Here is a 13447-nt window from a genome sequence, read left to right as displayed (position 1 = left end):
GGTTTCCCCGTTTGGCGCATAACTGTGCTATCCTATCGACATTCAGAAACTATGGATTATTCTTGGCTTGGGTAGTGGATATTTTGCAGCCAGCTCTTGAAATTTCACTTTTCCTTTGTGACATCTTCTGCTCAGCCAGAACCTCCAGGCCTTTGTAACATAGTAATGTGCTTTTGAGAGCGCTTTATAGTTACAAATCACTCCAAAGTATTGATAATACCCTCTGAGTTTACTGCACAGAGAATCATGCTGTTCCTGTATAGGTTTATGCCTGTTTACTTTGCACCACTCCCATACTCTTTTATTGAATCGGCTGAGCCTTTTCTGAACTGTCTTTTTCTTAATCACCCAGTAGTTCTGTCGTGATTTGCCCCAGTAAAAGGTAAACCCAAGAAAATCAAAGGTCCCAGGCTTGTTTCCCTTACAGCTTTTAGCTGTTGGTCGGCCGAAACGTATCAGTTTAGTCTTATCCGGATGTAATTCAAGGCCAAAACGGTTAAACCGCTTTCTCATTGCCGTCATGGTTTTAACTGCATCTGTTTCCAGCTCGAAACCGGCTATAAGTCGAGTAGCCCGAGGGAACCACCCCCTCAGGCCCTCACAGAACCGGACGTGAACGTCTCCGCTCATCCGGCTCCTATTGACCAGCCTATGCATAGAGTAGTCTCCAATGGGCAAACAAATTTGGCTGTCTTCGTGCAATTCGAGCCAGCCACTGACTTGCCCTTCGTCGATGTCCCCTAAAACGTTTGTATTTCCTTGTTGCCCAAATCACCAACCGGCGATCCAGGCACCTTAAGGCCGGGTAGAGTGCAGATTTATAAAACCTGCCATAGTAGTTAATCCAACCTTGAATGACAGGATTGAACATGTGGGCTAAATCTTCCAGGCTCTTGTCACTGCGCCTGGGCCAATTCCACTTTCGTGAGGTTTGCCGAATTGCTTTTGCTGCTTTATTGCTGACAGCAGGAGAAAAATTAATGAAGAATTTTCCCCATCGGTTCTTTGATTTCCGAGCACGAAATGTATAACCCAGAAAATCAAAACTTGTCAGGGCATAATCCTTTTGCCGGTCTGTATCCTTGCAGTAGACTATTTTCGTCTTCTCCGGATGTAATTCCAGTCCCACATTCTCCATTCGCTCATTCAGCTTTCTAAGCAAATATTCAGCCTGGGCAAGGCTTTTACAATGGCACACTGCATCATCCGCATAACGCTCAAACGGTGTGGCCGGGCACTGCCTTTCCATCCAGTTGTCAAATGCATAATGCAAAAAGAGATTGGCCAGCAAGGGACTGATAACACCTCCTTGCGGGGTTCCCTTCTTTGGATGGAATAGTGTGTGGTCTGTCATCATCACAGGGGCTTTCAGCCACCGTTCTATATACAGAAGCACCCATCTGTCATCCGTGTGATACCGAACTGCTTTCATCAAAAGATCATGGTCAATATTATCGAAAAATCCTTTAATATCAAGATCCAATACCCAGTCATATTTCCAGCAATTCTCCCGGGCTTTCCCAACTGCATCCAAAGCAGATTTCTCCGGTCGATAGCCATACGAATCCGGATGAAAATGTTTTTCCAATTCCGGCTCCAATTGCTGTTTGACTATCTGCTGAGCGATTCTGTCCGACACTGTCGGTATTCCCAACGGCCTCATTCGACCGTCTCCCTTGGGTATTTCCACCCTCATTACCGGAGGAGGGAAATAACTGCCGGAGGACATCCGATTCCAGAGCTTGTAAAGATTGTCCTTTAAGTTAGACTCAAACTCTTCGATTGACTGTCCGTCTACACCGGCAGCCCCTTTGTTGGCTTTAACCCGTTCATATGCCTCCATAACCTCAAGTTTAGGAATACAAAACGGCTTTGCTTGGTTCAATCCAATCCTCCTGTTTCCAGTTGTTTTCTTTACTTCAAGCTGGTCAATGCTTCCCCTTCGCTCCAATTCCATTACAGAATCTTCATCACTACTACGGGTCGCTCCGCCCCTGTGCCCTGCATCGGTACTCTCATACTTACGGGTCCTCCGCTTGTATTTCTCCCTTAGCATCAGGGCGACAGGTTCCCACGTTCCACACAAAAGCCTGTCCCAAGTTCACGCCACCTTTATGCCGGAGGCCGCCCGGCCAGTAAACAGGTAACCGCCGAACTTATCCCGGGTTAACGACTACCCCCCGGTTTTGACCTCATCCCTACGCTTTCGACACTTCAATAGTGATTCACTTGCGTTCGTCTCCTTGGAACCTACCTGACAAGATCTTGTCCTGCCTTTTCCGTAACGCTCACCACCCCGGCTCTTAACCGGCGCAGCTTACGGTGGTTTGAAGCCTCCACCTGCATGGCGGCTTCGAGGGGCCTTCCCTCATCTTTTGTGCAGCATGGCTGCACTGTTTATTGCAACAGTGTCTGCCTTCGTGGCACACAATCATCAGCAAACCTGATAATAAAACTTCGACCTTTCATTCTTGGCTGGACTTCCTTAACAAACCAGTCGTCCAGCACGTTGTGAAGAAAGATGTTGCTCAGTACGGGAGATATGACCCCGCCTTGTGGCGTGCCGGATTCTGAATGGTAGTATTTTTCTTCTTCCATTACACCTGCTTTCAACCACTTTCCCAATAGCCGGATGATTCCACCATCATTGACCCGTTGCTTTATGAATTCCCTTAGATGGCCGTGGTCAATGTTATCAAATAATCCTGTAATATCTGCACTCACAATCCAGTTGCTGTTACACTCTATGCAACTTTCCCGCAGCTGCTTTATTGCCATGTGCTGGCTGTGTCCGGCTCGAAAGCCATGAGAAAAGTCATAGAAATTTGGCTCGTATATAGCGCTCAGTATCATCTCTACAGCTTTTTGGACAATCTTATCCTCAAATGCCGGTATACCGATTGGACGCATTTTGCCGTTGTCTTTCTCTATCCATATTCTTTTCACTGGTGTTGCAACGTACTGACCTCTGCTCAGTCGCTGATGTAGATTATAGAGGTTTTTATCAAGCTCAACCGCATATTCTGAGGCTGATACTTCATCAACACCGATGGACTTGCCTTTCTTAATCCTTCGGTGGGCTTCATGCAGTAATGGCAGGTTTATTCTGTGTGCCACTGCTGTGAATACCATTTCTGGATTCTCTCTTGCCATACCGGCAATCTTTTGCAAAGATGCTTCCCCAACAAGCACCGGAGGTTTATCCTCGTCTGCTAAACGGTTCTGGTTGTTGTGAGTGGTCTGTTCCACACTTTTACGGTTCTGTTCTGATGTGGTTTGTGACCTCTGTGTGTCTTCCATAGTTCTTCACCTTAAAACGTTATGCCCGGTTTCACCTTCCCTGCAGTGGGTCGCTTGGACATCACTTCCCCACCTTACCAAACAACGGATTTCCGTTGATTAACGGTACTATGTTCCACTAAGACTGCCTAAAGTCCATCTCAGGTTTGTTTGCTATTCGCTCTCCTCGCCTGATACCTTGTGTGTTCCCCTTATTTGTAGCTCCGGAATACATTCCAAATATGCATTCCAGACTTGCTCAGAAGAGGAAAACGATCGTCCTGAACACCGGGAGTTTTTTCTTTTTGGTACGGATCTCCTGGAACCGTCAATAATACAAGGAAACTTTGGGCTCTCTCAAGTTCCCGAGCCACCCCTTTGAATACATGCCCTGGTCTCAGACTACGGTGGTGTCCTCTATTCTGGCCTGAACGTATAGAGAACTGCTGCCTTCCGTTTTATCGAGAACGTCGGCTTTCATCACCACGCTTGGTGGGAATTTATCCAATGACCACAATAATACTTTTTTCGGAGCTCAATACAGGGCCTGCATCCTCACTCATGCCCGGCTTAGGATTCCCGTCTCCGGGTTTACCCTCGGGCATTGCTACTGAACTGCTGGCCATGCTTTATTCAGATGGGACTCTCACCCATTGGGTAACAATAGCAAATTTCCTGGCTTTACTTCCTCCTTTCCCAATGCTTCGGGCTTGCTTGACGCAACAATAATTAAGTATTTTGAGATCATCCCCAGTGACACACAAACTTGTAGCCCAGTTTGTAGCCAGGCATGTTTCACAACAAAAAAAGGCTCCCATCAAAACCGCTGAGAGCCTTTATTGGCAATGGTCGGGACGACTGGATTTGAACCAGCGACCACTTGTCCCCCAGACAAGTGCGCTACCAGGCTGCGCTACGTCCCGTTAAAAGCAACATCGTGATATTTATCACCTGCGTTTGCAGGTGTCAATAAAAATTATTTTTTTCTTAAAAAAATTCTAAAACAAGAGTTTTTTGAATACTCCGTTAAAAGGAAAAGGCTCATGTTGCGTTTCAGGGTCGTATAATGGTAGAGGATAAATTTTTTGACTCAATTCACCATAGGACCCCAACGGATGTAGCTAAATATAAAGACGCTGATTGATGATAGACAATGTTATGAAACTGTTCGGGAATTGCGCTGGCCGGAAGGATGCCAATGTCCGTTTTGTGATTCCAAACGAGTAATCAAAAGAAGATTCAATGAAAAAGAACCTGCCAAACAGCGCTATGAATGTAAAGATTGTGGCAAACGCTTCGATGATCTGACGGACACCATTTTTGCCGGACATCATCAAGCACTCAAAGTATGGATATTGTGCCTCTATTTTATGGGACTGAACTTGTCGAACAGGCAGATTGCCCAAGAACTGGACCTGGACCGCACCGATGTGCAAAAGATGACCACCCAACTTCGTGAAAGCGTGGTAAAAAAAGCCACCAGTAACCCTCGAAGACGAAGTTGAGTGCGATGAGGTCTACATTGTGTCAGGGCATAAAGGAAATCCAGAAGCAGTAACCCAAAAAGGACGGGAAGATCGTCGGAATCGTTTAAGGGGTGCCGGTGGTCGGGGTACATTGAAAAAAGAGAAACCAACCGTTTTCGGGATGATTCAGCGATGCGGCTTGATGGTAATTCAGATGAAAACGGACTCATTGGGAAAGCCAACATCATTATTGATATCACCCACAACCTAAACATAAAGGGTGCGGAAAAAATTTTCCGCACCCCTCTTTTATTTTCTGTACTCCTTTAACAAGGGATAATTACACCAGACCCAAAATAAAAAAGTTTTCAGGAAAAACCCGAAAACCTTTATTTGTTTTTTGTGGCGCGCCCGGAGCGATTCGAACGCCCGACCCCTTGATTCGTAGTCAAGTACTCTATCCAGCTGAGCTACGGGCGCCTAAAAAAACTCAATATTTATATCAACCTTTAAGTAAAAATGCAAGTAATTTTATTAATTCCGATAAAAAATTTTAATCCAATATCCAAATAATTTAATCCAATATTAAAATAAAAAGCCCACGTCAATGCATTATTGACGCGGGCTTTTTGAAAAATAATCCGGCGACGTTCTACTCTCCCACACAGTCTCCCATGCAGTACCATCGACGCTAAAGAGCTTAACTTCCGTGTTCGAGATGGGTACGGGTGTGACCTCTTTGCCATTGTCACCGGATTAAACTGGAATTATTTAATCTGTTGCAGTAAAAATCAAGCTTGCTATATTGCTCTATCAAAGAGTCTAAATTTATTCGTGGAAAAAAGTGGCTAAGCCTCACGACCTATTAGTACTGGTAAGCTCAACATGTTGCCATGCTTACACACCCAGCCTATCAACCTTGTAGTCTTCAAGGGGTCTTCAGTCATAAAGATGGGATATCTAATCTTGAAGTTGGCTTCCCGCTTAGATGCTTTCAGCGGTTATCCTTACCCAACTTGGCTACCCAGCAATGCCGCTGGCGCGACAACTGGAACACCATTGGTTGGTCCAATCCGGTCCTCTCGTACTAGGATCAGATCTCCTCAAATATCCTGCGCCCACGAAAGATAGGGACCAAACTGTCTCACGACGTTTTAAACCCAGCTCACGTACCACTTTAATTGGCGAACAGCCAAACCCTTGGGACCTGCTCCAGCCCCAGGATGTGATGAGCCGACATCGAGGTGCCAAACCGCCCCGTCGATGTGAACTCTTGGGGGCGATAAGCCTGTTATCCCCGGCGTACCTTTTATCCGTTGAGCGACGGCCCTTCCATTCAGAACCGCCGGATCACTAAGACCTACTTTCGTACCTGCTCGAAATGTCTCTCTCGCAGTCAAGCTCCCTTATGCCCTTGCACTCTACGGCTGGTTTCCAATCAGCCTGAGGGAACCTTCGCGCGCCTCCGTTACTCTTTGGGAGGCGACCGCCCCAGTCAAACTACCCACCAGACACTGTCCCAGATCCGGGTTACGGACCATGGTTAGAACACTGAAACATGAAGGGTGGTATTTCAAGGGTGACTCCACCGATACTGGCGTACCGGTTTCATAGTCTCCCACCTATCCTGCACATCATATCCCAAAATCCAATGTCAAGCTGTAGTAAAGGTGCCGGGGTCTTTCCGTCTTTTCGCGGGTAGACGGTATCTTCACCGCCACTGCAATTTCGCTGAGTCCCTGGTTGAGACAGTGTGGAAGTCGTTACGCCATTCGTGCAGGTCGGAACTTACCCGACAAGGAATTTCGCTACCTTAGGACCGTTATAGTTACGGCCGCCGTTTACTGGGGCTTCAGTTCAATGCTTCGCTAAAAGCTAACAAATCCCCTTAACCTTCCAGCACCGGGCAGGCGTCAGACCCTATACCTCGTCTTGCGACTTTGCAGAGTCCTATGTTTTTAGTAAACAGTCGCTACCACCAATTCTCTGCGGCCCCCAACCGCTTTGTAAAGTATAATACTAACAATCAGGGGCATACCTTCTCCCGAAGTTACGGTATCATTTTGCCGAGTTCCTTAACCAGGGTTCTCTCAAGCGCCTTGGGATACTCTCCCCACCTACCTGTGTCGGTTTACGGTACGATCACCTGTTATCTCGATAGAGGCTTTTCTTGGCAGCATGGGTACAGTCACTTTATGGGATAAATCCCTCGTCATCACTTCTCGGCCTTAAAGATCCGGATTTGCCTGAATCTTCAGCCTACAAGCTTAAACCGCCTATTCCAACAGACGGATGACCTGCCCTCCTGCGTCCCCCCGTTTCTCAAACGATAACAAGGTGGTACAGAAATATTAATCTGTTTTCCATCGACTACGCCTTTCGGCCTCGCCTTAGGGATCGACTAACCCTGAGAAGATTAGCTTTACTCAGGAAACCTTGGGTTTTCGGCGAGCGGGTCTCTCACCCGCTTTATCGCTACTCATGTCAGCATGGGCACTTGTGACATCTCCACACAACCTCGCGGTTGCGATTCTGCGACGACACAACGCTCTCCTACCGTCAAGAAACATAAATGTTTCTTGGCCCGCAGCTTCGGTACTATGCTTTAGCCCCGATACATTTTCGGCGCAGATCCACTCGACCAGTGAGCTATTACGCTTTCTTTAAAGGATGGCTGCTTCTAAGCCAACCTCCTGGTTGTCTGGGCATTCCCACATCCTTCTCCACTTAGCATAGATTTGGGGACCTTAGATGGCGGTCTGGGTTGTTTCCCTCTTGTCCGCGGAACTTAGCTCCCGCGGGCTGACTCCCGTATTCTGACTTTTTGGTATTCGAAGTTTGATTAGGTTTGGTAATCTGGTAAGACCCCTAGCCCATTCAGTGCTCTACCTCCAAAAAGAAACATACGAGGCTATACCTAAATATATTTCGGAGAGAACCAGCTATCTCCAGGTTTGTTTGGCCTTTCACCCCTATCCACACCTCATCCGAACAGTTTTTAACCTGTGACGGTTCGGGCCTCCACGAGATTTTACTCCCGCTTCACCCTGGACATGGATAGATCACCTGGTTTCGGGTCTACTCAATGCAACTTGCGCCCTGTTCAGACTCGCTTTCGCTACGGCTACACCTATCGGCTTAACCTTGCCGCATTAAGTAACTCGCTGACTCATTATGCAAAAGGCACGCGGTCACACCAAAAGTGCTCCCACAGCTTGTAAGCAAACGGTTTCAGGTACTATTTCACTCCCCTAACAGGGGTACTTTTCACCTTTCCCTCACGGTACTGGTACGCTATCGGTTGTCAAGTCGTATTTAGCCTTATGTGATGGTCCACACAAATTCCCACAGAGTTCCTCGTGTTCCGCAGTACTTGGGAGTGCAAAAATAAGAGAGATCATTTTCACTTACAGGACTGTCACCTGCTATGGTCAAGCTTTCCAGCTTGTTCAGCTAATGATATCTTTTGTAACTTATTGACCCATCCGAAACTGGATCCAATTGCATCCCGCGACCCCGTTAACGCAACGCTTTCGGGCTTGACACGTTAACGGTTTGGGCTGGTCCCCGTTCGCTCGCCGCTACTTGGGGAATCGTTTTTACTTTCTATTCCTGGGGGTACTAAGATGTTTCAGTTCTCCCCGTTACCTTGCCTTTCCTATCTATTCAGAAAGGCATGACACGGTATTAACCGTGCCGGGTTGCCCCATTCAGAAATCCCCGGATCAAAGGATGTTTAGCTCCTAACCGAGGCTTATCGCAGCTTTCCACGTCTTTCTTCTTCACTTGACACCAAGGCATCCGCCGTTTGCTCTTAGTAGCTTAGCCACTATTCCACAAATAAGTTTAAACGCTTTGATATTTAAAATTTTGATATTTACTACAACAAATTGTCAAAGAGCAAAGAGAGTACGGCTACTTTAATTCGCCGGTTTGATCTCTCAAAGTTGGCCAGTGAAGCCGAAAAAAGCTTATTTATTCTTTCCTTTGAAAGGAGGTGATCCAGCCGCTGATTCCTCAACGGCTACCTTGTTACGACTTCACCCCAGTTATCGACCATACCTTAGGCGCCTGCCTCTAAAAGTTAGCCCAGCGACGTCGGGTATAATCAACTCCCATGGTGTGACGGGCGGTGTGTACAAGGCCCGGGAACATATTCACCGCGGCATGCTGATCCGCGATTACTAGCGATTCCAACTTCATGGGGTCGAGTTGCAGACCCCAATCCGGACTGAGATAGGCTTTTGGGATTGGCTTCCCCTTGCGGAGTCGCTGCCCTTTGTACCTACCATTGTAGCACGTGTGTAGCCCTGGATATAAGGGCCATGAGGACTTGACGTCATCCCCACCTTCCTCCCGGTTGACCCGGGCAGTCTCGTTAGAGTTCCCATCTTTAAATGCTGGCAACTAACGATAAGGGTTGCGCTCGTTGCTGGACTTAACCAAACATCTCACGACACGAGCTGACGACAGCCATGCAGCACCTGTCTCTGTGCTCCCGAAGGCACTATCCCAATTACGGGATATTCACAGGATGTCAAACCCAGGTAAGGTTCTTCGCGTTGCGTCGAATTAAACCACATGCTCCACCGCTTGTGCGGGCCCCCGTCAATTCCTTTGAGTTTTAGTCTTGCGACCGTACTTCCCAGGCGGTACACTTAATGCGTTAGCTTGGGCACAGCAGGTTTTAATACCCGCTACACCGAGTGTACAACGTTTACTGCGTGGACTACCGGGGTATCTAATCCCGTTTGCTACCCACGCCTTCGCGCCTCAGCGTCAATATCGGTCCAGAAAGCTGCCTTCGCCATCGGTGTTCCTCCTGATATCTACGAATTTCACCTCTACACCAGGAATTCCGCTTTCCTCTCCCGTATTCAAGTCTTGCTGTTTCAAGTGCACTTCCGGGGTTGAGCCCCGAGCTTTCACACCTGACGGACAAGACCGCCTGCGCGCCCTTTACGCCCAATAATTCCGAATAACGCTTGCGCCCCCCGTGTTACCGCGGCTGCTGGCACGGAGTTAGCCGGCGCTTCCTCCACAGGTACCGTCAATACAACCATCTGTTAAACAATTGTAACTTCTTCCCTGTTGACAGAGCTTTACGACCCAAAGGCCTTCTTCACTCACGCGGCGTTGCTGCGTCAGGGTTGCCCCCATTGCGCAAAATTCCTCACTGCTGCCTCCCGTAGGAGTCTGGACCGTGTTCCAGTTCCAGTGTGGCTGATCATCCTCTCAGACCAGCTAACCATCGTTGCCTTGGTAGGCCTTTACCCCACCAACAAGCTAATGGTACGCAAACTCATCTCCAAACAATTGCTTTCAAGAAGAGGCAATCTTTCATCAATCTACTTGTGTAAATCGACTTTATCCGGTATTAGCTACCCTTTCGAATAGTTATCCCAGGCTTGAAGGCAGATTATCTACGTGTTACTCACCCGTGCGCCACTCTACTCGGGATTGCAAGCAATCCCTTTCTCGTTCGACTTGCATGTGTTAAGCACGCCGCCAGCGTTCATTCTGAGCCAGGATCAAACTCTCCAGTTATAATCCTTTACTAAAACTTTTTAAGGTCTGCACTTAAAGCTGTTACGCTCCAAAGTGCATTGTCATTGACCCGCTCTTTTCTTTTTCACTGACCAATTTTCAAAGATCAAAATTCTTTTCAATACCTCAAAAGAACTTGACGAGAATATACAAAAAAAAAATCTTTGTCAAATGTTTTTTTATTTTTTATTTTAATATTACAACAGAACAAGACTGGAGGGCAGACGCCCTTTAAACTGTGTATTTTTTTCTTTAATACCCATAACCATCCACGCTCATACCTGACGATTTTACAAAGTAAAAATTAACATGCTGACATAAAAAGTCAGCATGTTAATACCATAAAAACAGCACACTAAAGGTTCGCAATAACGGCTTGTGCCTGGGAATCAAGATTTACCGGTTTCATTTATCCTTAACGGAGATTTGATCTTTATTGGCTTCAAAAACCTTCGGTCCGATTCCCTTTACCTTCATTATATCTTCTATATTTACAAAGGGTGTACTTGTACGAAATTCGATTATCCTGTCAGCAAGAGCATCACCAACATATTTCAACGTTGTCAGCTCTTCTTTAGGCGCGGTATTAATGTTCACCATCTTTGCGCCAGCTATTGCCGGCAGCGAACAGAGGGTCACCATCACACAAACCAAAACACAAAGGCTCTTTCTTAACTTTGTTTCCATAATTCCTCCATATTATTGTGATAATAAAAGTCTACAGATTTAATTTGCAGACGCTGAACGCATTTTTGATTAATATAAAAAAAGAAGATGGAAGTTGAACAAAACAAATATTAAAGTGTCAAATCAAAAAACAGCTTAATCAATTCAAGAAAAATACATTGGCTTATATTAATAAAAGTCTAATAAAACATCAATAATTTTTTTTGCATTTATCGTAGTTGAACAGAACCACAAAATCAAACAAAATTTTGATTTTCACTCGCGTCCGGATAGTCAAATGGCTGGTATTCAGGAATGCTTTGCTTCAACAGGGTTCTGATGGCTCTATGATCCCTGGCTGCAGCCGCTTCTTTCAAACGAATCAAGTCATTGTCTAAAGAAATACCGACAACCGGGCAGCTGTTGACCACCATAATTTTTTGATGGGCTGTGGGCACAACATTTTCCTGGGCTGTGACCAACTCTTCATAAAGTTTTTCCCCCATCCGCAACCCTGTATATTTAATCTTTATATCTACATCGGGTTCAAATCCGGAGAAGCGAATCAAATCCCTGGCCATTGTATCAATACTTATAGGCGCTCCCATTTCAAGAATATAAACTTCACCGCCTTTACCCATGGCACCGGCCTGAAGAATAAGTTGACACGCTTCAGGGATAAGCATGAAGTAACGAATCATTTTAGGATGCGTAACCGTTACCGGTCCCCCCTCTTTTATCTGCTTCTTGAATAGAGGCACAACGCTTCCTACACTTCCGATAACATTACCGAATCTGACTGTTATAAACCAGGGACCTCTATCCGTGTCACTATTTTCACGTTGGATTAAAAGTTCAGCAAACCGCTTGGTTGCCCCCATGACGTTGGTGGGATTGACTGCCTTGTCTGTGGAGACAAAGACAAAACGCTCGCATTGAAAGGTCCGGGCGGCTTCGATAAGGTTGCAGGTCCCGACAATATTATTTTCAACAGCTTTCCAGGGATGGACTTCAAGCATGGGGACATGTTTGTAGGCAGCTGCATGAAAAACAATTTCAGGTCGATATTGAGAAAAAATCCTGATCACTTCGCCTGGGTTTTGAATATCTCCTAAAATAGGCACCACATCAATATCGGGAAAATTCTTTTTAAGCTCCAGATCAATCTCAAACAGAGGGCTTTCGGCACGTTCAAAAAGAATCAACTGTTCAGGTTTGTACCGACAAATCTGACGGCACAGGCCGATTCCAATGGAACCGCCGGCACCTGTAACCATCACAATTTTGTGCCCGAGGTATTCACCAATACTCTCCTGGTCCAGACTCACGGGCTGACGCCCCAAAAGGTCCCTGTACTCCACATTACGAATGGCATTTAATGTAATTTTACCATCAATCAGTTCTCCCATGTCAGGCACGGTTTTAAATTCAACACCCGCCTGACGACACTGGGTAACAATCTGCCGCATTCGCCGGGCACAGGCATTTGGAATAGCAATAATGACTTCGTCAACGGATTTTGACCGTATGGTATGCTCAAGATTATCAATGTTATTGAGCACAGAAACACCATGAATTCTCCTTCCGATCTTCCCTTTGTCATCATCCAGAAAACCGATCACCTGGGATTTCACATTGGGATTTTCTTTGAATTCCCGACATATTCTCTGGCCGCAGTCACCCGCGCCAATAATAACCATGCGACGGCCTTTTTGCGCCAATTTTTTGCTGAAAATCTTCTTCAGAGCAAAACCGATGATTGCTGGCCCCACATCCCCGGAAAACTCCTCAAAGCACAACCGGGTAAAGACCCGAATACTTGTAAGGCCAATCACGGTAAAGCACCAGTCAATGACGAACACTGATCTGGAAAAGTGCTTAAACCGGGTTGCAAACAACACGACTACAACAATAAAGATTGTAGCCAGGGCAGACGCTTTGACAATATCAAGGATGTCTTTCAAACTGGTGTATCGCCACATGCCCCGGTAGACATCAAACAGATAAAAACAGATTAGCTTAAACATCAGCACATAGGCTAACGTCTCAAAAAATCTTTGGCGGGCCCAGTCCGGAATGTTAAAATCGTAACGGATCAGATGCCCCATGTAATAGCTGACTGCCAGGATCAAAAGGTCAACGGCAAGTGTTAGAAGGAAATTCCTGGATAACTTAATTTTCATTGGAAAAAGACGCACCTCAACGCATCAGCCTCTCATAAATTTGGGTATATTTTCCTGCCTGTTTTTCAAATGACATGATTCCAACAGCTTCAGCAGGTGATGTGGACGGCAGTACGGTAACCCGGAATCTGTCCAATACATAGTTCAAAATCATATCGTGTTGATAGTCTCCCCCAGTTCATTTTTTGAACCTGTGAAACAAGGGTTATTGACTCTCCACGCTGCAGCCGACAGGATGGCAAACCCTTTGTATCATCTTAACACGCCGACAAAAAGAGCAAAGTCTCCAAATAGAATAAAAATCAA

The 13447-nt window shown here is 46.2% G+C and carries 8 protein-coding genes, 2 tRNA genes and 3 rRNA genes; 1 reads left to right on the top strand and 12 read right to left on the bottom strand.

Annotated elements, in window-relative coordinates:
- Positions 1 to 42: 42 nt before the first annotated feature.
- The 6 genes from DESPODRAFT_RS13535 to DESPODRAFT_RS13520 all read right to left on the bottom strand — a co-directional run bounded on the left by DESPODRAFT_RS13535 (position 43) and on the right by DESPODRAFT_RS13520 (position 4202).
- On the bottom strand, positions 43 to 630 hold the full coding sequence (locus DESPODRAFT_RS13535; RefSeq protein WP_083843624.1) for an RNA-dependent RNA polymerase family protein: 588 nt from the start codon (positions 628 to 630) through the stop codon (positions 43 to 45).
- Positions 631 to 649: 19 nt separating this feature from the next.
- On the bottom strand, positions 650 to 2056 hold the full coding sequence (gene ltrA / locus DESPODRAFT_RS13530) for a group II intron reverse transcriptase/maturase (RefSeq protein WP_004072687.1): 1407 nt from the start codon (positions 2054 to 2056) through the stop codon (positions 650 to 652).
- A 194-nt stretch (positions 2057 to 2250) separates the two neighbouring features.
- On the bottom strand, positions 2251 to 2394 hold the full coding sequence (locus tag DESPODRAFT_RS20400) for a hypothetical protein (protein ID WP_172635710.1): 144 nt from the start codon (positions 2392 to 2394) through the stop codon (positions 2251 to 2253).
- Between the two features lie 3 nt (positions 2395 to 2397).
- Positions 2398 to 3300: a reverse transcriptase domain-containing protein gene (locus tag DESPODRAFT_RS13525; RefSeq protein ID WP_157488489.1), complete on the bottom strand. Its 903-nt coding sequence runs from the start codon at positions 3298 to 3300 to the stop codon at positions 2398 to 2400.
- 479 nt (positions 3301 to 3779) lie between these two features.
- Positions 3780 to 3905: a hypothetical protein gene (locus DESPODRAFT_RS21505; RefSeq protein WP_280985088.1), complete on the bottom strand. Its 126-nt coding sequence runs from the start codon at positions 3903 to 3905 to the stop codon at positions 3780 to 3782.
- 220 nt (positions 3906 to 4125) lie between these two features.
- A tRNA-Pro gene (locus tag DESPODRAFT_RS13520) sits at positions 4126 to 4202 on the bottom strand.
- A 252-nt stretch (positions 4203 to 4454) separates the two neighbouring features.
- Here DESPODRAFT_RS13520 and DESPODRAFT_RS20645 point away from each other — a divergent pair.
- A complete protein-coding gene (locus tag DESPODRAFT_RS20645) occupies positions 4455 to 4784 on the top strand; it encodes a transposase (RefSeq protein ID WP_216594007.1) in 330 nt (109 codons plus the stop codon).
- Positions 4785 to 5148: 364 nt separating this feature from the next.
- Here DESPODRAFT_RS20645 and DESPODRAFT_RS13510 read toward each other — a convergent pair.
- The 6 genes from DESPODRAFT_RS13510 to DESPODRAFT_RS13485 form a co-directional block, all read right to left on the bottom strand.
- Positions 5149 to 5225, bottom strand: a tRNA-Arg gene (locus tag DESPODRAFT_RS13510).
- Positions 5226 to 5384: 159 nt separating this feature from the next.
- Positions 5385 to 5501: ribosomal RNA gene (rrf, locus tag DESPODRAFT_RS13505) — 5S ribosomal RNA — on the bottom strand.
- Positions 5502 to 5589: 88 nt separating this feature from the next.
- Positions 5590 to 8573, bottom strand: a 23S ribosomal RNA gene (locus DESPODRAFT_RS13500).
- 162 nt (positions 8574 to 8735) lie between these two features.
- A 16S ribosomal RNA gene (locus DESPODRAFT_RS13495) occupies positions 8736 to 10292 on the bottom strand.
- The 16S, 23S and 5S rRNA genes sit together here with 1 tRNA gene alongside, the layout of an rRNA operon.
- 405 nt (positions 10293 to 10697) lie before the next feature.
- Entirely contained in the window at positions 10698 to 10979 is a 282-nt protein-coding gene (locus DESPODRAFT_RS13490) for a ComEA family DNA-binding protein (protein WP_004074169.1), read from the bottom strand.
- A gap of 236 nt (positions 10980 to 11215) precedes the next feature.
- Positions 11216 to 13141 carry a polysaccharide biosynthesis protein gene (locus tag DESPODRAFT_RS13485; RefSeq protein ID WP_004074167.1) on the bottom strand — a complete coding sequence of 642 codons (1926 nt, stop codon included), beginning with the start codon at positions 13139 to 13141 and terminating at the stop codon, positions 11216 to 11218.
- Positions 13142 to 13447 lie beyond the last annotated feature (306 nt).

Source organism: Desulfobacter postgatei 2ac9 (assembly GCF_000233695.2).
Taxonomy (GTDB): Bacteria; Desulfobacterota; Desulfobacteria; order Desulfobacterales; family Desulfobacteraceae; genus Desulfobacter; species Desulfobacter postgatei.
The sequence above is the reverse complement of the archived record's forward strand: the minus strand, read 5'-3'. Positions and strand labels throughout refer to the sequence as shown.